The sequence below is a fragment of the Acinetobacter sp. S40 genome (genome assembly GCF_016624705.1).
Classification (GTDB): domain Bacteria; phylum Pseudomonadota; class Gammaproteobacteria; order Pseudomonadales; family Moraxellaceae; genus Acinetobacter.
Window position 1 is genome coordinate 1 of the sequence record NZ_JACVTU010000022.1, and the last position, 17,914, is coordinate 17,914.

At 41.7% G+C, this 17,914-nt stretch carries 18 protein-coding genes; 4 read left to right on the forward strand and 14 right to left on the reverse strand.

Translation table 11 applies throughout. The features are described from left to right. Nucleotides 1–127 precede the first annotated feature (127 nt). Nucleotides 128–721 (reverse strand): TetR/AcrR family transcriptional regulator, encoded by a 594-nt coding sequence (locus IAE19_RS15745; RefSeq protein WP_200461861.1) that lies wholly within the window; start codon nt 719–721, stop codon nt 128–130. 85 nt (nt 722–806) lie between these two features. Here IAE19_RS15745 and IAE19_RS15750 point away from each other — a divergent pair, with 85 nt between their 5' ends. Beyond that, a complete protein-coding gene (locus IAE19_RS15750) occupies nt 807–2,012 on the forward strand; it encodes an oxygenase MpaB family protein (RefSeq protein ID WP_200461862.1) in 1,206 nt (401 codons plus the stop codon). A gap of 41 nt (nt 2,013–2,053) precedes the next feature. Here IAE19_RS15750 and IAE19_RS15755 read toward each other — a convergent pair whose 3' ends face one another. From IAE19_RS15755 to def, 4 genes are all read right to left on the reverse strand, one after another. Further along, nucleotides 2,054–2,308 carry a hypothetical protein gene (locus tag IAE19_RS15755; protein ID WP_200461863.1) on the reverse strand — a complete coding sequence of 85 codons (255 nt, stop codon included), beginning with the start codon at nt 2,306–2,308 and terminating at the stop codon, nt 2,054–2,056. 44 nt (nt 2,309–2,352) lie between these two features. Continuing rightward, nucleotides 2,353–4,395 carry a TonB-dependent copper receptor gene (locus tag IAE19_RS15760; RefSeq protein WP_200461864.1) on the reverse strand — a complete coding sequence of 681 codons (2,043 nt, stop codon included), beginning with the start codon at nt 4,393–4,395 and terminating at the stop codon, nt 2,353–2,355. Between the two features lie 94 nt (nt 4,396–4,489). Continuing rightward, nucleotides 4,490–4,918, reverse strand: coding sequence for a DUF2946 family protein (locus IAE19_RS15765; protein ID WP_413784505.1), 429 nt, complete (start codon nt 4,916–4,918; stop codon nt 4,490–4,492). 85 nt (nt 4,919–5,003) lie between these two features. Further along, nucleotides 5,004–5,528: a peptide deformylase gene (def, locus tag IAE19_RS15770; protein ID WP_004985572.1), complete on the reverse strand. Its 525-nt coding sequence runs from the start codon at nt 5,526–5,528 to the stop codon at nt 5,004–5,006. 122 nt (nt 5,529–5,650) lie between these two features. On the opposite strand from def, the gene IAE19_RS15775 reads away from it, so the two are divergent. From IAE19_RS15775 to IAE19_RS15785, 3 genes are read left to right on the forward strand one after another with little or no spacing between them, the layout of a single operon-like run. Continuing rightward, nucleotides 5,651–6,802: a LysM peptidoglycan-binding domain-containing protein gene (locus IAE19_RS15775; RefSeq protein WP_200461865.1), complete on the forward strand. Its 1,152-nt coding sequence runs from the start codon at nt 5,651–5,653 to the stop codon at nt 6,800–6,802. 12 nt (nt 6,803–6,814) lie between these two features. Next, entirely contained in the window at nt 6,815–7,945 is a 1,131-nt protein-coding gene (gene dprA / locus IAE19_RS15780) for a DNA-processing protein DprA (protein ID WP_200461866.1), read from the forward strand. 41 nt (nt 7,946–7,986) lie between these two features. Further along, nucleotides 7,987–8,559, forward strand: a complete 573-nt coding sequence (locus IAE19_RS15785; protein ID WP_200461896.1) for an L-threonylcarbamoyladenylate synthase — start codon at nt 7,987–7,989, stop codon at nt 8,557–8,559. Between the two features lie 487 nt (nt 8,560–9,046). On the opposite strand, the gene IAE19_RS15790 is transcribed toward IAE19_RS15785, so the two are convergent. The 9 genes from IAE19_RS15790 to IAE19_RS15830 all read right to left on the reverse strand — a co-directional run bounded on the left by IAE19_RS15790 (nt 9,047) and on the right by IAE19_RS15830 (nt 17,880). Continuing rightward, nucleotides 9,047–9,964: an ABC transporter permease gene (locus IAE19_RS15790; protein ID WP_200461867.1), complete on the reverse strand. Its 918-nt coding sequence runs from the start codon at nt 9,962–9,964 to the stop codon at nt 9,047–9,049. Nucleotides 9,965–9,973: 9 nt separating this feature from the next. Then, complete coding sequence (locus tag IAE19_RS15795; protein ID WP_200461868.1) at nt 9,974–11,080, reverse strand: ABC transporter permease; 1,107 nt, start codon at nt 11,078–11,080, stop codon at nt 9,974–9,976. Between the two features lie 28 nt (nt 11,081–11,108). Continuing rightward, nucleotides 11,109–12,716 (reverse strand): ABC transporter ATP-binding protein, encoded by a 1,608-nt coding sequence (locus IAE19_RS15800; protein ID WP_200461869.1) that lies wholly within the window; start codon nt 12,714–12,716, stop codon nt 11,109–11,111. Nucleotides 12,717–12,814: 98 nt separating this feature from the next. Next, complete coding sequence (locus tag IAE19_RS15805) at nt 12,815–13,321, reverse strand: nucleoside deaminase (protein ID WP_200461870.1); 507 nt, start codon at nt 13,319–13,321, stop codon at nt 12,815–12,817. A gap of 97 nt (nt 13,322–13,418) precedes the next feature. Beyond that, nucleotides 13,419–14,327: an outer envelope protein gene (locus IAE19_RS15810; protein ID WP_200461871.1), complete on the reverse strand. Its 909-nt coding sequence runs from the start codon at nt 14,325–14,327 to the stop codon at nt 13,419–13,421. Between the two features lie 314 nt (nt 14,328–14,641). Further along, nucleotides 14,642–15,583 carry a LysR substrate-binding domain-containing protein gene (locus IAE19_RS15815; protein WP_200461872.1) on the reverse strand — a complete coding sequence of 314 codons (942 nt, stop codon included), beginning with the start codon at nt 15,581–15,583 and terminating at the stop codon, nt 14,642–14,644. Nucleotides 15,584–15,702: 119 nt separating this feature from the next. After that, nucleotides 15,703–16,320 (reverse strand): glutathione S-transferase family protein, encoded by a 618-nt coding sequence (locus IAE19_RS15820; protein ID WP_200461873.1) that lies wholly within the window; start codon nt 16,318–16,320, stop codon nt 15,703–15,705. Continuing rightward, the gene (locus IAE19_RS15825; protein ID WP_200461874.1) at nt 16,317–17,231 is read right to left on the reverse strand and encodes an aromatic ring-hydroxylating dioxygenase subunit alpha; all 915 of its coding nucleotides are present in this window, start codon (nt 17,229–17,231) and stop codon (nt 16,317–16,319) included. Before IAE19_RS15825 ends, IAE19_RS15820 begins: the two co-directional genes overlap by 4 nt. Beyond that, nucleotides 17,224–17,880: a Rieske 2Fe-2S domain-containing protein gene (locus IAE19_RS15830; RefSeq protein ID WP_200461875.1), complete on the reverse strand. Its 657-nt coding sequence runs from the start codon at nt 17,878–17,880 to the stop codon at nt 17,224–17,226. Before IAE19_RS15830 ends, IAE19_RS15825 begins: the two co-directional genes overlap by 8 nt. Between the last annotated feature and the right edge of the window lie 34 nt (nt 17,881–17,914).

The following is a 17,914-nucleotide window of genomic DNA, read 5'->3' on the forward strand; positions in this document are numbered from 1 at the left end:
GCCGATGAGTGCGCATTCTACAGCATTCCCCCATCCATGCAACCACTTTTTTAGGGGTTTATCTTCAAGTGCTTATGTTTTAGGCTAAAATTCACATAAACACTTGATTTTATTTATTTAATTATTTTCACCCTTTTAGGTAAGCTAAAATCATTTTTGATAATTCGTTTTTAAGTTGTTGTTCTTCAATCAGAAAATCATTATTGCTGACATAGCGCATCATGGTAAATAAGGTGCTATTAATGATGACAAAGGATTTATGTTTTAAAGTTTCAAAGTCCCAGTCCCGATAAAAATGGTTAAACACATACAAACCGACTTCAAAAAAATGTTGTTCTAAAATCTGAGCGGCTTTTGAATGGTTATAATCATGCCAATGCTTCAACACTTCGATAAAAAAGCCTTGATCAGCTTTCATCATGTCAAAACCAAATTGAATACTCAACGGGATGATTTCTTCTATGCTGAGGTGCTCTTGTGCCACGACTAGTTGTTTTAATGCTTGTCCTAGATTTTCACTTTTGCGTAGGAGTAATTCCTGAACTATTTGCTCTTTATTTTCAAAATACTGATAAATTGATCCCACACTAATACCTGAACGTTCGGCGATTTTAGGAGTGGTAAGTTGCATCAATCCATATTCGGCAATACACAGTTGCGTTGCCTGTAAAACGGTATCGACCAGATAAATTGCGCGTTGTTGTTGCGGTTGTTTTCTCATGATTGCCGCTCTTAAATATGCGAATTGAATGCGAATAATTATTCGTATTAGAGTTTGATTAAACAATAATCAGGCGAAAACCACAATGCAGAATTCCACACCTTCCAGATTATCTTCTTTTGAGCAAATGTCAGAAAAAAACTGGTTAAGTCGGATCTTATCGCAGATCAATAAACGCCCAGTTCAACCAAGCTTTGAAGAATACTCCGCCCTTAACCAAGCCTTAACGTCTGGTGATCATGAGATGGATCAAGTAATTGTCTGGATGATGAAAAACCCACGTTTGCATCGTCAATATTTTGAAACGGCGCTATTTCATGGAGTTGAACAGCTTCCAGAAGTTGTCCCAGAACTTGAGCATTTTTTTGTTCACGTCACACAAGCGCCTGTATGGCTAGAGCAGGACAAGATCGATGAAGCACTACGCTTCACCCATAAATTAGGTATCAATAATGGTTTCATTCTTCGGGATTTATCGCTCATGGCGGGTTATTTATATCCTGGATTTAATCAACCTTTGATGCTGACAGGTGCTTTAAAAAAACAGGCTGGTACACGTTTGGCAGAAACGACCAAATGGTGGGTCGATATTACTGAACCCAATAGCTTGAAACGCTTTAATGCAGGTTTTACTTCAACTATTTATGTGCGATTTATTCATGCATTGGTCCGTCATCAGTTGGGTAAATCAGAGCGTTGGGATGCCAATACCTGGGGCTTGCCCATTAATCAGTTTGATCTAGCCATGACCAATATTGCTTTTAGTGGTGTGGTATTGCTGGGAATCCGAGCACTGGGAATTTTACCTAAAAAACAAGAGACAGAAAATTTCCTACATTTTTGGAAATATATTGGTTGGCTTATGGGAGTTGATGAAAAATGGCTAGTTGAAAAGGAAAGTGACGGCTGGCGATTATTATACTGGATGCAGTTTGCCCATCCTCAATCCGATGATTCCAGTTTTGCGCTCGGACAAAGTTTATCTAAAGAGCCTTTTGAACGGCGTTATCGCTACCTTCGCCCTTTACAGCAAAAATTAGCCTATAGACAACATCTGGAGGTTACTCAATTTTTCATTGGGCGTGCTCGCATGCAAAAACTGGGACTGGAACACCGTTCAGCCGCATGGTTTGCCTATTATTTGATTATTCGCAATCTGGTGTTATATACCAGTGCGAAATTTGTGCCCAAACTCGACCAAACTTTACGAGAAAAAGGGCGAAATATTCAAAAACTTGGGTTGGCTTTATATCAAAGTGAATCCAAACAACTGGCCAGTATGCATCAGTAAATACAGAAGAGGGAGTTTAAACTCCCTCTCATCCATTATACTCAGTGTGAAGATGACGAGTTATGCTCATCCATTGGCATATCTTTCATATCCATATGGATAGCCTCTTCTTTCGTAGAATCAGACTGCATCTGATGCTGCATTTGCATCTGTTTTTGTTTATGACTTGGCATATAGTCAGGCTCATTGTTCAATGCCAAATAGAAAACCACCATGAATAAAAAGGCTAAAATAATCGCGATGATCAATAATTTCCAGCCCCAAATAGATTTCTCAGGTGAGAGTTTTTCACGCATGGGCTTACTCCATAAAAATTAAAAAAATGTTTAAATTTAGAAGATCAGAATTTCATACTGACACGCGCCCAGTAGTTACGACCAATATTATTAAACTGTTCATTGGCTGCATAACCAAACAAAGCCGCACCGGATTTATTCAAGTGTTCGCTATAGGCTTTATCGAGTAGGTTATCAATCCCTACTGAAAAGTCGAGTGCATCACTGTATTGATAAGTTGCATTAATAGCTAGGGTAGAGAAACCTTTACTCTTACTCATGTCATATCCCACCACATTACCTTCATTCAGGCTGATACGATTTTGTTCAGCAACGGCGCGCCACAATAAACCTAAACTATATTTTTCCTGAACATAGCGCAGATTTAAGCGTCCTTCCAGAGGTGCAATTTGGGGTAAGGGCTTATTGTCCGTTGTGTTCTCACCCCACGCATACATAGCTGAAATATCCGCCTGAAGATGGTCATTAAATTTATAACCGATTCCCGCTTCTGCACCAGCAATGGTTGCGTCAACATTCCGTGCCAATGGATACATCTGACTTGAATTAGAACTGTTGTATTTCACCAAAATAAAGTCGTTAATCGGTCCTGCATAAACAGATGCCCATGTATTCCATGCACCATGCTCGTGTTCAAATCCAATATCCAGTTGAGCAGTTTTTTCAGTCTTCAAGTTATTTAAATTATTGACCATTAAATAAGACGACTCACCCATCATATTGGTTGAACCATTCCCATGATCTGTCGCTGTACTATAAAGCTCCCAATAGTCTGGACTGCGCTCAACGTAGCCAATTCCTGCATAGGTTTTTAAACCATGTTCAGGGAAATTACTTTCAATACGAATAAAACCACTTGGGTTAGTATCTGTTCGCTGTTGGTCATTTTCCACACTATCGACTTTGACATGATCAAAACGCGCTCCTGCAACCAGTTTATGGTCGGGATTTAAGTGATATGTCCATTCGCTAAATGCACCATAAGATTCGAAACGCAGGTCTCCATCCAAAGCTGGAATTGGATTTGCATCCCGCATATACATATTACCCGCATGTTTGTTGCGCTGTGAATCAACACCAGAAATAACACTAAACTTGTCCCATTCTGTGGTGATAGCTGCTCGAGTATTTAGTGTTCGACGAGTTACCTCCATCGCCATTGGCATCATGGGTGGCGTACGCATTTTATAATTATCCATGATGTGATCGTTGTAGCTATAGTCAACTTGAGCTTCAACTTTTTTAATCACCTCATTAATATTTTTTTGTTCGGCATGTAAACCCAGACTTTCTCGCTGAAACTGTGTTCCGTCCATGCTACGCCCTGCATACGCGGCTTCGCCATCCCCTTTTCCACCTTTGAGCTCAATCCATGAATCCTGAGTGGGTTTCCAGCCTAGGGCCAAATCAGCATTCCAGCGTTCCCAATTAGAATGTACGCTGTCACCATTGCCATCCTGATAATTATCCGATACCGAACGATTAGCATTAATACGGGCATATTTAGTGTCATCACCAATCGCTGCTTCAACATTATGATCTAATCGTCCATATGAGCCCATTAGAACACTAGCCTGACCGCGGTAAGGTTTATCAGCGGTTAAACTTTCAGGTTCTCGATCAAAAATCACGGTAGCCGCAGAACCTGTATTGGCATATTGAACCGTTTGAGGCCCTTTGATTACCGTAATTCGATCATAACTTTCTGGATTAATATAAGACGTTGGTGCATCCATACGGGCAGGACAGGCACCCAGATTTTCTGTGCCATCAGTCAGAATTTTTATGCGTGAACCAAACATGCCACGAAAAGTGACATCGCCATTAGTTCCACCATTCTTAATCGCATTAAAACCCATAATGCTTTGTAGATAATCAGCACCATCGGTCGCTGGAACTGGCTGAATAGGCTGTTTAGGATCAGCTTCAACCATTAATCCATTTGCCCGTTTAGCCTCTTGTGCAGTAACGACAATGGACGCCATTTTTTTGGTTGGAATATTATCTTGCGCATAGGCAAAAGTAGAAGTCGTCGCGATCAGAATCGCAGCCGAAAGTGGCTGTAATAAAAATTGAGTTTGAGTCATGTCTGTTTATCTCAAAACATAAATACGGAGTAGCCTAAACTGAACATAAAGCAGCTTAAGCATGATGGAGTCTTTAAAACTCAAAAGTATTTGGTTATGCGAAAACAGGCGGGGCTCGGCCCTGAGGCAGTAAAAAAAGTCGCTGAAGTACAAAATAAATGTGGCGAAATGCTTGCTGATACGCCAGTAAACGAATTTGAATACGCACCAGAATTTCTTTGACTTCCAGCTCAGGTGGCAATACCAGATTGCCGTAAACGGTACAATACTGACATTGATGATTCAAATCGTGATGGTCATGCCCATGCATGGACTTTGCGGACATTTCATGATGCATATGCTGCATGGCTGAATGCGAAGAATGTTCGGAGGACGACTGTGGTGAGCTAAGCATCAATGCTTGGGTAATAGTTTCACAGACCGGAGCAATTTGATATTGCTTCGGTAGTAGCGGTTGTAAAAACACCGCGATCTGTAAAAACACTGCTGTAAAACCAAGCAGTAACCCTATGCGTAACAGCAAAACGTTCGTCTCAACATTTTTTCGTCGGCCAGTATAACAAAGCCCAATCAAAATTGGGCTTTGTTATAGAGTCTGAATTGCAAAATTAGCGTTTTACAGCCACTTTTTCACGTTGACGCACTACTTTTTCAACTTTTTCACGCGCTCTCTGACGTTTTAATGGAGATAAATAATCTACAAATAACTTGCCATTTAAGTGATCCATTTCATGTTGGATACAAACAGCGAGAAGTTCGTCAGCCTCTAACTCAAATGCTTGACCGTCAAGGTTAATTGCCTCAATTTTGACACGTGACGGACGCTCAACTTTATCGTATATTTGAGGCACTGAGAGACAGCCTTCTTCATAAGGCTGAGTTTCTTCGGTAAGTGGGGTAACTTTGGGGTTAATAAATACCATGGGTTGGTCTTTATTTTCAGACAAATCCATGACAATCAGCTGAATATGGCGATCTACTTGTGTTGCAGCCAGTCCAATACCGGGTGCTTCATACATGGTTTCAAACATATCAGCTGCAAGTTGACGAATTTCATCGGTCACTTCTTCAACAGGCTTAGCAATGGTGCGCAGGCGGGGATCTGGGAAACTTAAAATAGGTAATAAGGCCATACGATTATCCTCACTTATACCATTGATCAAAAAACCAATGAAGGAAAAAGCTTCATCAAAAAAATGTGTGTATTGTGATTATTATAACGCAACTACAGACATAATTTTTAGGAATTATGATAATGAAAAAGGTTTTGGACGGCATTCGATCATTTAATGCTTTGGGGTTTAAAAAACAATGTATCGCTGTGGCGATTTGCGCTGGACTTGGCATGACAGGGCTAAGCATGACCCATGCAGCAAGTCCCAATGTGAATCCACCTGCGCTGAGAGCAAGTGCACCTAATGTGTATGTCGTTAAAAAAGGCGATACTTTGTGGGATATTTCAGGAAAATTTCTAGATAAGCCTTGGCGCTGGCCTGAAATTTGGGCAAGCAATAAGCACGTTAAAAATCCCCACTGGATTTACCCTGGAGATCGTTTATTGCTTTGTACACTAGATGGTCGTCCACTTGTGGGGCGCGATGAAGGGGATGGCTGCGAAGGCATTATCCGTCGTTATTCAGGCCGAACCACGTTACAGCCACAAGTTCGTATTGAACAACTGAGCAATAGCATCCCTGTGATCCCACTGGATAATATCAAACAGTGGCTGGATCGTACTGCGATAGTTGCGAGTGATAGTATCGAAAATACACCTTATATTTTAGGTACGGCAGATCAACGGGTATTGGCAGGGAAAGGACAAAGTGTGTATGTGCGTGGCCAAGGTTTAACCTCAGGTCAACGTTATGCAGTGTATCGTAAGGGCGAACCTTATGTATTGACTGATGCAAAAGGCAAAAAACACACGGTTGGCTTGGAACTGCTACAAGTGGCGTCAGGCATCGTGACCCAGAAAGACAATGATATTGCGACGATGGAACTCACTGACAGCTACAATGCTGAAGTTCGTCGTGGCGATCTAGTCATGTTTGAACAGGAAGCCATGTTACCGACTCTATTCTATCCAACTGAAGCCAATCAAGTGACTCAAGGTGGACAGATTATTCGAGTGATGGGCTCGATTGGTTCGGCTGCGAAAAATAGTGTGGTAACGATTGATCGTGGGCGTTTGGATGGTGTTCAATCAGGTCATGTTTTTGCAATCTACCAACAGGGCGAAACTGTTCAAGACCCTAAAACTAAAGAAAAAATTAAATTACCAAACCAGAAGGTTGGTACATTAATGGTGTTTAGGACCTTTGATCAACTAAGCTATGCTTATGTGTTAGAAAGTTCTTTACCTATTAAAGTAGGCGCTGAAATTTTGCCTCCACGTCTTGATGATTAAAAACTTTATCGTATGTTAAAAAAATTAAGTCAGCATCACTACCACACCATTGCAGTGTGGTATTTGCTGCAACATTCTCTTTCAGCGTTTCAAAAAGTCATAAATCATTTTGGTCACTGTGAACGAGCAATGTTGCCCAAGCATTTATCAGAATGGTCACGGTTGGGTTTACATGCAAGCCATCTCAAACGTGTCCAGGAATATCAAACAGATGCTGGTCAGCAGAATTTTGCTAAGCTGATTGATCTCATTCAACAGTACACAGATTTTATTGTTACACCAGAAGATACGTCTTATCCTTCACAGCTATTGCCGTATGAAGACCGTCCACCGATTATTTTTGGCCAGGGTAAAGTCGAAGCGTTACTACAACCTCAAATCGCGATTGTGGGCAGCCGAAAACCAAGTCCTCATGGCCGGCAGGTTGCGTATGATTTTGCTTTTTATTTAAGTGAAAAAGGCTTCTTTATCAGTAGCGGTCTGGCACATGGAGTAGACGAAGCAGCACATCAGGGTGGTTTACAACACCAACGCAGTATCGCTGTGATGGGAACAGGTTTAGATAGCACCTACCCCACGGCAAATCAAAGTTTACGTCAGCAAATTGCACAACATGGTGCAGTAATTACTGAATTTTTACCCCAGACTTTGCCCTTACAGCACAATTTTCCACGACGTAATCGTATTGTCAGTGGTTTAAGCTTGGGGGTGCTGGTCGTGGAAGCGAAACAAAAAAGTGGCTCACTGATTACTGCCAATGAAGCGGCTAAACAAGGAAAGTTAATTTTTGCAATTCCTGGTCATATTTACAGTGAATTTCATCAAGGTTGTCACCAACTTATTCGTGAAGGTGCGATTTTAATCGATCATCCTGAACAAATCATTGAAGATTTGGCACTCCCAACTCAGTGGCAAATGACACAGCAACCTCAAAATAATCAGACTGAACAAAACATTAATATTCCAGAACATTTAATTGGTTTATATCAACATCTGGATTGGGTAGGGCAAGGTTTGGATCAACTAGCACAGAACTTCAATGGCACAACTGCCGAGCTTACCGCTCAACTGATGGAGCTAGAGCTTTCAGGATTATGTCTCCAGCAAGCGGGCTTATATCAACGTTGCCGACCAAGCTATTAAAGTTCACAATAGTAAATGTTTTATCAAAGCAGGACATCATGATGCTGACCACCTCCGTTGTAGAAGCGGCACAGAGCTTAAAACAAGGCAATGTGCTTGCCTACCCTACAGAGGCCGTCTGGGGACTAGGCTGTGATCCATTTAATGAACAGGCATTTCATAAAATTCTCTCTCTAAAAAAACGCCCCATCGAAAAAGGGGTCATTTTACTGGCAAGTCATATAGACCAAGTCCGCCCCTTGCTTGAAAGCCTTGATTCAGAAAGACAGAATCAGGTCATTCAAAGTTGGACTAATCGTAGCGTGACTGAACGCGCTACCACATGGCTACTGCCTGTCAACACAACACAAATTCCCCAGTGGATTACAGGAAAACATACTCAAGTTGCTGTAAGAGTGACAACACATGCGCTATGTATCGCACTCTGCAATGCTTTTAATGGTTTTATTGTATCTACGAGTGCTAATCCCGCAGGTCTAGAACCAGCCCGCTCACTACAGGAAGCCAGTCATTATTTTGATGTAAATGTCGATTATCTAAATGGTGATCTAGGCTCAAGCCAACAACCTAGCCGTATTCTTGATGCCATTACTGGAGAAGTTATACGCGCCTAATTCAAGCGATAATAATTATCGTTAATTCCTCTAAGTGAGTTTTGTAAATAACGTTTAAATCATAAGAATTTAATATTTTAACCCCAAAAAAAACCCAGCCATATAGAATGGCTGGGCATAAAAAAGGATGCTTTTCAAGAACATCCAGAGGGTAACTTAAATCTGGTGCATATGGCCTGATTTTAATTTAGGCCACATTTTCAATAGGCACATTATGGATTAATGTTTTGTTTAATACAAATATATTATTTATCTTATGGAAACCTCAAAAAATGGCATATTATTGTTAATATTTACTTAACAATTAAAATTATCATACTATTTTTATTGATTTTTTGAAAATTTTGACTTAATTGTCATATTTCAAATTTATTTAAAAATCATATAGAAGATACGGCAAAAAATTTTAATCTTAATTTTAGAGGCTTAAACTCTGATGATAAATAGATGATTCAACCTGACTCATCTATTCATCATCATAAAAACATTAAGGAATAAAGGATTTCCCCAATGATGCAGGTAAGTTCATTTGCAATAGTTTTTTATCACGTGAAATCAAGACCAGAACTAAAATCGTAGCCACATACGGCAACGCCGCCAGTAATTCAACAGGCAGATCCAGACCCAACGCTTGCGCATGGAATTGTAAAATGGTGACACCACCAAATAAATAAGCACCGACCATCAATCGTGCAGGTTTCCACACTGCGAATACCACTAGTGCAATGGCAATCCAACCACGGCCTGCTACCATATTTTCAACCCATAATGGCGTATATACTGTTGATAAAAATGCCCCACCTATTCCCGCCATGGCTCCACCGAACAATACGGCACCGTAACGAATCAACAATACTGAATAACCCATTGCATGTGCTGACTCTGGTGACTCGCCCACCGCTTTAAGCAATAAACCCAGCTTGGTTCTTGCCAAAATCCACCAAATGACAAAAAAAGATAAAATCGATAAATACACCACATAATTTTGGTGAAATAAAATCGGTCCGATAAAAGGGAGCTCCGACAGGACGGGAATATCCAGTGCCTTTAACCCCTCCAAACTGTTGCTGACAAAATGTTGCCCCACAAAAGCAGATAACCCCACACCGAAAATGGTTAACGCAAGCCCACATGCGGCCTGATTAGCTGCGAGCGAAAGTGCCAAAATTGCAAAAATGAGTGCAGCACCCGCCCCTGCAATGGCCCCTGCCAAAAGTCCTGCTGCAGGCCCTAGACCTGTGCTTGCACAAAAAGCAAAACCCGCAATGGCACCAATCAACATCATGCCTTCAACACCCAGATTAATCACCCCTGTTCGCTCTGCAACCAACTCACCCATTCCTGCAAAAATCAGGGGTGTGCCCGCGGCCAGAGTACCCGCTAAAATTGGAACTAAATCAATCATGTCTAACTCCTAAGCTGTTTCAGTGGATGCAATGGAAGATGTATGCTTTTTCATTGTTTTAGACCTGCCAAACCGATAGCGATTTTCGATGAAAGCATCCGCAGCCAATAAGAAAAACAACAACATTCCCTGAAATAATCCTGTAATTGCTGCAGGAAGTTGTAGATTTAGCTGTGCGGTTTCTCCACCAATGTAGAGCAAGGCCATCAAAAATCCTGACAAAACAATCCCGATCGGGTTTAATCGTCCCAAATACGCCACAATAATTGCGGCATAACCATAACCTGGAGAAATATTTGGATTGAGTTGTCCAACCGGACCTGCAACCTCACCAATGCCTGCAATACCAGCCATAAAACCTGAGATCATAAGACTAAACCAGATAGCCTGCTTTGCAGAAAACCCCGCGTAGCGTGCAGCATCAGGTGCTTGACCACCTACTTCGAGCTTATATGCAAGAAAACTGCGTTTACTAAACAGCCAGAATGCCAACACTGCAAAAATGGTCACCCCAATCACAGCATTGATTCGTGTGCCTTCAAATAAAATAGGAAATAAAGTTCCATCGTCGAACATAACCGATTGTGGAAAATTCATGCCTTCGGGATCTTTCCACGGCCCATTAATCAAATACAGTAAAATAAATGTCGCAATATAATTCAGCATTAATGTGGTAAGAGTTTCTTGCGCATTAAAATGAGTTTTTAATAATGCAGGAATAGCCCCCCATAAAGCTCCGCCAAGTGCACCCGCAATCACCATAGAAGGTAAGACCCAAAATGCGGAGATTCCCTGACACGCAATGGCTAAACCACCCCCAAAAATTGCGCCCATGATGAGCTGGCCTTCAGCACCGATATTAAAAATACGGGCTTTAAATCCAATCGATAGGCCTAATGCAATTAAAATTAAGGGACTGGCTTTAATAATCAGCTCACTCCAGCCATACCAACTAGATAAGGGTTCAATAAAGAAAACCTGAAAAGCTTCAAGCGGATTTTTCCCTAAAATCATAAATAATAGGCCGCCAATAGAGAACGTGGCCACCAAAGCAATTAAGGGAGAGAGCCACTTCATTAAAATCGATGGATGATCACGCGGTTCGAGTAAATGCATATGTAACCCCAGTTCAAATGATATAGACCTAAGCAGATGCGTCTAAAACGCTTGGGCTTTGCGATTGCGGATGCAATCCAGACATCATCAAACCAATCGTTTCAGCATCGGTTTCATTGACAGATTGAGCTTCACTTAGGCGACCTGCGGCCAGAACAGCAATTCGATCACTGATCTCAAATAATTCTTCCAATTCTTCAGAAATTACAATAATGGCGACACCCTGCCGCGACAGATCAATCAGTGTTTGACGAATAAAGGCGGCTGCACCGACATCGACCCCCCAAGTGGGTTGGGCCACCACCATAACTTTAGGCTGTTGCAGGATTTCACGACCTACGATGAATTTTTGTAGGTTGCCGCCCGACAAAGAACGCGCGACAGCCGCCGTTCCAGAGGCTTTTACCGCAAATTTCTGAATACAGTCTTGTGCGAAATGACGCGCTTTTTCGTAATTGACCAACCCATAACGTACAAAACCTTGTCGAAATGCGGTCAGTAAAGCATTTTGAGTTAGACTCATCGCGGGAATAGCACCACGTCCCAAACGCTCTTCAGGCACAAAACCAAAACCCAGTGCGCGGCGCTGTCCCGCATTTAAATGGCCGATCGCCCGTCCCTCTAAAATTACACAGCCCTTTGCAGTCGTAATTTCACCAGACAAGGCCGTCAACAGTTCGGCTTGACCATTTCCAGAAATACCTGCAATACCCAGAATCTCTCCTGTTTTCACACTAAGCTGAATATGTTCGAGCGAGGTTCCAAAAATATCAGGTGCCTGAACATTGAGCTGTTTCACTTCAAATATAGGCTTACTCTCGCCCACATAAACAGGATGTTCATAAGCAGGAAGATCACGCCCAATCATCATCTTAGCCAGACTCACGGTACTTTCCTGTTTAGGAATGGCAGTTCCTGTCACGGTTCCACTCCGTAAAATAGTAGCGCAATCACATAAGCTCTGTATCTCATTGAGTTTATGACTGATATATAAAATTGATACCCCTTCACTGGCTAAACGGCGTAACGTTTCAAACAAGATTAATACTGCTTGAGGCGTAAGTACCGAAGTGGGTTCATCCAAAATTAACAATGATGGGTTTTGCAATAAACAACGTACAATTTCAACACGTTGTCGCTCTCCAACCGATAAACTATAAACGGTTCTTTTCGGATCAATAGGCAATCCATACTTTTCAGAGACTTCAATGACGCGCTTGGATAATGCGTTTAGATCAAATTTTTCATCCAAGCCCAGTGCAATATTTTCCACTACCGTCAATGTTTCAAATAGAGAAAAGTGTTGATACACCATACCAATTCCCAAACGTCGGGCCGCAGCAGGACTTTCAATAGTGACAGAGCGACCATTCCAGACAATCTCTCCTTCATCGGCCTTCACTGCCCCATAAATAATTTTCATCAGGGTACTTTTGCCTGCACCGTTTTCACCCAATACTGCATGGATTTCACCGGGTGCGACCTGTAAATTAATATGGTCGTTGGCCACTAAACTGCCATACTGTTTCGTTATATTGATCAACTCCAGACGATTTTTCTGCAAGATAGGTACAGGTCTACTGGTGGTCATATTCAAGTCTGGATCAACAGAGATTTTATCGGTAGGTAAAGCCATCAGGTCATCTCTTTAGCTCATGTGATTAGAATGAAGCAAGGGACATGCCATGCTGCAATCACTTTATTTTGTGAATAATATTTAAATAAAAAATCTGTTTAGTGACTTAATTCAGTCCAAAACCCTTGATGTGCTTGCGCTGCTTCTTCACTCAAACACGGCCCAATGACCCTTATTTCGCGTTGTCCACTAGCAAATACCTGACGACAAGGTAAAGATAACGTCGGGTTTTCTGGGTGATTTCCTGTAATTTCGAGAAGTTGTGTTTCACTCATGCCATAGACGACCCGACCAATACCGGTCCAATAAATCGCACCAGAACACATCGCACAGGGTTCAGCATTGGTATATAAAGTACAATTACGCAACTGTTCCAATGACAAGAGTCGTGCGGCCTGTCCTGCTGCAACAGTCTCAGCATGACGGGTGGGATCACCCGTCGGAGGCAATGAATTATTGCCTGCCTCAGTCACAACCTCGCCTTGCGCATTCACCACAATTGCGGCAAAAGGATGTAAACCTTGCAATTTAGTTTGTTCTGCCAATTCAAACGTTTTTCTTAGAAAAAACAGATCTTGCGCTGTTGCCTGATCATTTAATGTCATTTTGATGTCTCTTTTAATTCAATAATGATTGATCATAAAGATGGAGCGTAAGTAAAAATTTTCTATTTACGCTCTATCTGCATCATTCACGATATTTTTAAAAATGATAGTCAACCCGAACCATTGGTGTGCTGGCTGTGGCACCTTTTCCTGCAAAGCCATCGGTGTCATTGCCAAATTTATTTTTCCAATACTCATAGCCTGCGCCTGCGCGTAACTTGCTGCCTTTTAACCCAATAACTGGGCTCAAGTCATACATCACACGTGCATCAATATGAGTTTCAGCTTTTGTATCACCCCCAGACTCATTTTTTCCTTTTGAATCAATCCAAAGTGCATATCCCTCAAAAGATAGCGGTGTTTTTCCAATTGGAATACCCCATGTAAACTGTGCAGCAGCATGAGTGTCATAGGTATAACGACCCGAAGAATACCCAAATCGCGGGGTATCTGATGAAGGATCATTACTTTCAAATAATGCCAATACGCTAAAATCTAGAAAACCAGGCACATCAAATTGAATAGTTGGCCCTACCACCCACATACGTTTTTTTGAACCATAACTATCATTTTTAGTGTTCCAGTCCAGCCCCAATGTTAAACCCGCACCACGAATGTAGCCCGGTACAGATAAATTTGTCTTAGTAATGGCGCCAGCATCCAGATAACGACGAATGACCACATAGGCTTCCTGAGTCCCTTTATCATTGGATTGAGTGCTATTCGGTTCATCATCTGACTGAAGTAAATCGACATTAAAGAAATTTGAACCGTACTTATCACCACTGGCATGGGTCAGGTTAAAAATTTGTTTGGTGATATCCGTACGACTGCCATCTGAATCGTTTTTATACGGTTCTGCAAATTGTGATCCGTAACGCCACCCAATAGACGTATCGCTCCATATGGCAGCCTGTACAGATTGCATGGTTCCAATTCCCCCCAGAATAGTCGCCATAGCAGTCATTAGCGTTTTTAATGCATTACCTTGTTGTAATACTTTCATTGCACATTTCCCCTTATCATTTTCTCAAGATCAAAGCTCACAGTATTCATCTCAAGACTCATAATGATGGCTTTTCAAAAATCACGTTTGCCCCAATGCAAAACGATCTGACCCTGTGATAAAGGCAAATTTCCTACCAAAGATTGGCATATTAAAAATGTGCAATGTTGCTTATGTTAAAACAGATATAAACAATAAAATGATTGTTTTTGAACCGATGTCATGAAAGCACAGACAGAATTCAGCGCAGGAAAATAAATGTTATCTTCCTGTGCTTAAGCTTAAGCGATTGAGAGAATGAGCTTAGATATTCGTTAATTGACCACATGACTATCGTTTCTCAGAACCGAAATCACCAACTCTCTGAACCAGCGAAACTCAGGAGAACGATGCTGACGTTCGTGCCAAAGTAGATAATAAGAAATTTTGGGAAACTGGATGGGCGCATCAGAAATAGTCAAAGGCAATAATGCACTATAATGGCGAGAAAATGAGCGCGGAGCAGAAAAAATCGCGTCAAGTTGTAGCAGCATATAAGGAATCATTCCAAAGTACGGAATAAATGCCACAATATTACGTTTTAGGCGCTCTTTGGATAAATGTAAATCGATGACTCCGCGTTGCCCTACAGTATAAGGTGTTGGAGCAATATGATCAGCATTAAGATAATCATCCATCGACAGGGTCTTATGCGCCAGAGGATGCGACTTACGCATCAAACAGACCACTTCATCCTCGAACAATGGAGCAAGTCGTAAATATTCAGGAGGCTGTGGCCAGTTACCAATCACCGCATCGTACATACCACTTTCCAATGCGTGGGCATAATCTACATTATGTCCCATGGAATGCATAATGACCGTGCAATGCGGTGCTTCTACATGAATCCTGCGAAGAATTTCACCAATCGCGATAGGGTTTAAATAATCCGATGCTGCCAGATTAAATACCTGACGCGATTGTGCTGGGTCAAAATTAACTTGTTGGGTGGCAATTAATTCAAGCTGGCTTAATACCTGACTCACTGGCTCAAGTAAGGATAAACCACGTTCAGTAGGAGTCATGCCGTTGCGGCTACGCACCAAAAGCTGATCACCTGTGATTTCCCTTAATTTTTTTAAAGCGGTACTAATGGCAGGTTGTGATTGATTCAGTCGTTTGGCTGCATTAGACACACTTTTTTCTGTTAAAAGCACATATAAAACTTGCAACAAATGTGCGTCTAATGCTTCCCATTTATTTGTAGGATGAATCACCAATCTGTCCTTATCTAAGATAACCCGAGTCTATAGGCAAAATTTATACCATCTCTAACCTACAATAAGACAGAACGATTCATAATGATTAAAATAAAAACAGTTTTTTACGATTTATCTCAGTTGATAGCCAATAAACCAGCCATCGGAATAAATTTTGGTTGATGGCGAATATGGTTTATCCAACGACGAATGTGTAAAAAAGGCAGCAAACTTACACCCGCATCCCAAGCCAATGCAACTTGAGGAAATACAATCAAGTCAGCGGCCGTCAGTTGCCCACCCAACAAATATCGGTGTCCGCAAATGGTTTGCTCACATAAATAATCATCCAGCTCACGCAACTGCTCCGCTGCCTGCTTAAATAGTCTTTTTTCATCTGTCAAAAATTGATCCATTGCCAGACTGGCCTGACGTAATCGCCCCAAACTCAGTTTGAGTTTTTCATTAAAATCATGCCACTCCTGTATTTGCGATGACAAATAAACTGGTATCCATTGAGATTGTGTTCCTGTTAATTCAACTAAATATTGAAAAATGAACATCAGCCCAGACATGTTTGAAGAAGAATCTAATAAAACTGGCGATTCAAATTTATTATCGAATTGCTCAACATCTGCATATACAGACTGATAAGGAAGTTGTAAAAACTCAAGTAACAAACGTACGCTATAGCAATCTGTCGATAATGGATCATCGGCAAAATTTAGAGGCAATCTTGATAGATTTACGTTCATACCACTTGCTCCGTTTGCATGCTTTTATGTACGCCATAGCTCCAATTCTTGGTGATCAGCCATTTGCGATATGCAGTCGCTAGTGCATCAGCTTTCGTCGGAATTTCCAGTTTTTCCAAAGGAAGTTTTAAAGGCACATGATTTTCCAGAATCGGTTTGTCCTGAGTAAAAATTTTCTGTTGAAATAAGACCATATCGGTCATGCTGCTCGTCTGATCATCCAAAATCATCAGTAAATGCGCCCGAATATGAGTTTCACTCAGGGGTTGAATGAAAAGACACACTACATCAGCTGGAATAATCCCCTCAGCCGCAGTATTCACTTTATATAAAATCGCGTTTAAGGGGGAAGCAACGCGATAGACATATTCAGTTTCCTGCGGCTGAGGTGAACTCGGTGCGGCAAGTGGTTGAGTAAAAAAACACTCTGTTGCCCAGATTTCATCGACATCTTCACGCCATTCAACTTGATAGGGTTTGACTGCAGTTTCTGGTTCAGCTCCCAATATACCTGTATGGACATACGGGAAATGTGCCATATCCAGAAAATTTTCTATGCCCCGTAGTGGTGATGTGCGTACCCCGTAAGCACCACACGGCACACGGCGTGCTTCTGCAACTTCATATTCATCAAGCTGAAATAATGGTTTTTTTTCAGTTCCGACACATAACCATACAAAACCAAAAGCCACTTGCACAGCCAAATTCAACATGTCTACATCGAGTGAATCGAACTTCACCTGATAAACATGGACACCATTGATGATATCTCGATGGATACTTAAAGTTTGTCCATCCAGACATGTTTTTATCTGCTGGCACTGAACGAATTCCTGCTCTGAAGCAACCACGATCCATTCACCCAACAAACTAGATGAAATCATCTGAGAATACTGCTGTGTATTAGGCATGGCTGAGTTTCTCCGACTCCAGATTTTCTCGCATCTGTCTTAATAACGGATGACATTGGGTAGGCTTTGCTCTTTGTGATAACATGGCATGTACCGTCACAACATTGGTCTGTGTCGGCGTGAGATAAATACGCAATGTGCGATCTGCTGCATCATCTCGCCAACTCAATCCATTGTGCATAGCGCATTCAGTCAAACCCGCTTCCAATAAATAATCTTGTACTTGAGACAGTGTGACCGAGATAGTGACAGACCCTGCATAGACTGATTGTATTTCCTTAAATAAAGGATCAATATCAGGAGGAGTATCTTCGCCATACCAAATCAGGCCTGAATTTTCCATGACGGCATAAGCTCTTGCACATAAACTTTTCGGTGCGCGCTGTTCAGGCTGAGCAGGAATACGCTGACAAAGCCCATCTTCTGCGGCAAACTGCCAGCCATGATAGGCACAGACCAGACTTTCACCCCGTACCTGTCCCAAACTTAAACGCACACTACGATGTGGACAACGGTTTTCCCAGATTTGAACATGACCCTGCATGGAACGCCAGACAGCAACATCTTTATCCCTCACCAAAACCTGCTCTACCTCACCCGTTTCGATCAGTATAGAAGGGACTAACGGAGTCCATTGACCTGTGATCATGCCCATTTTCCTCAATATAACTTAAACCACTTTG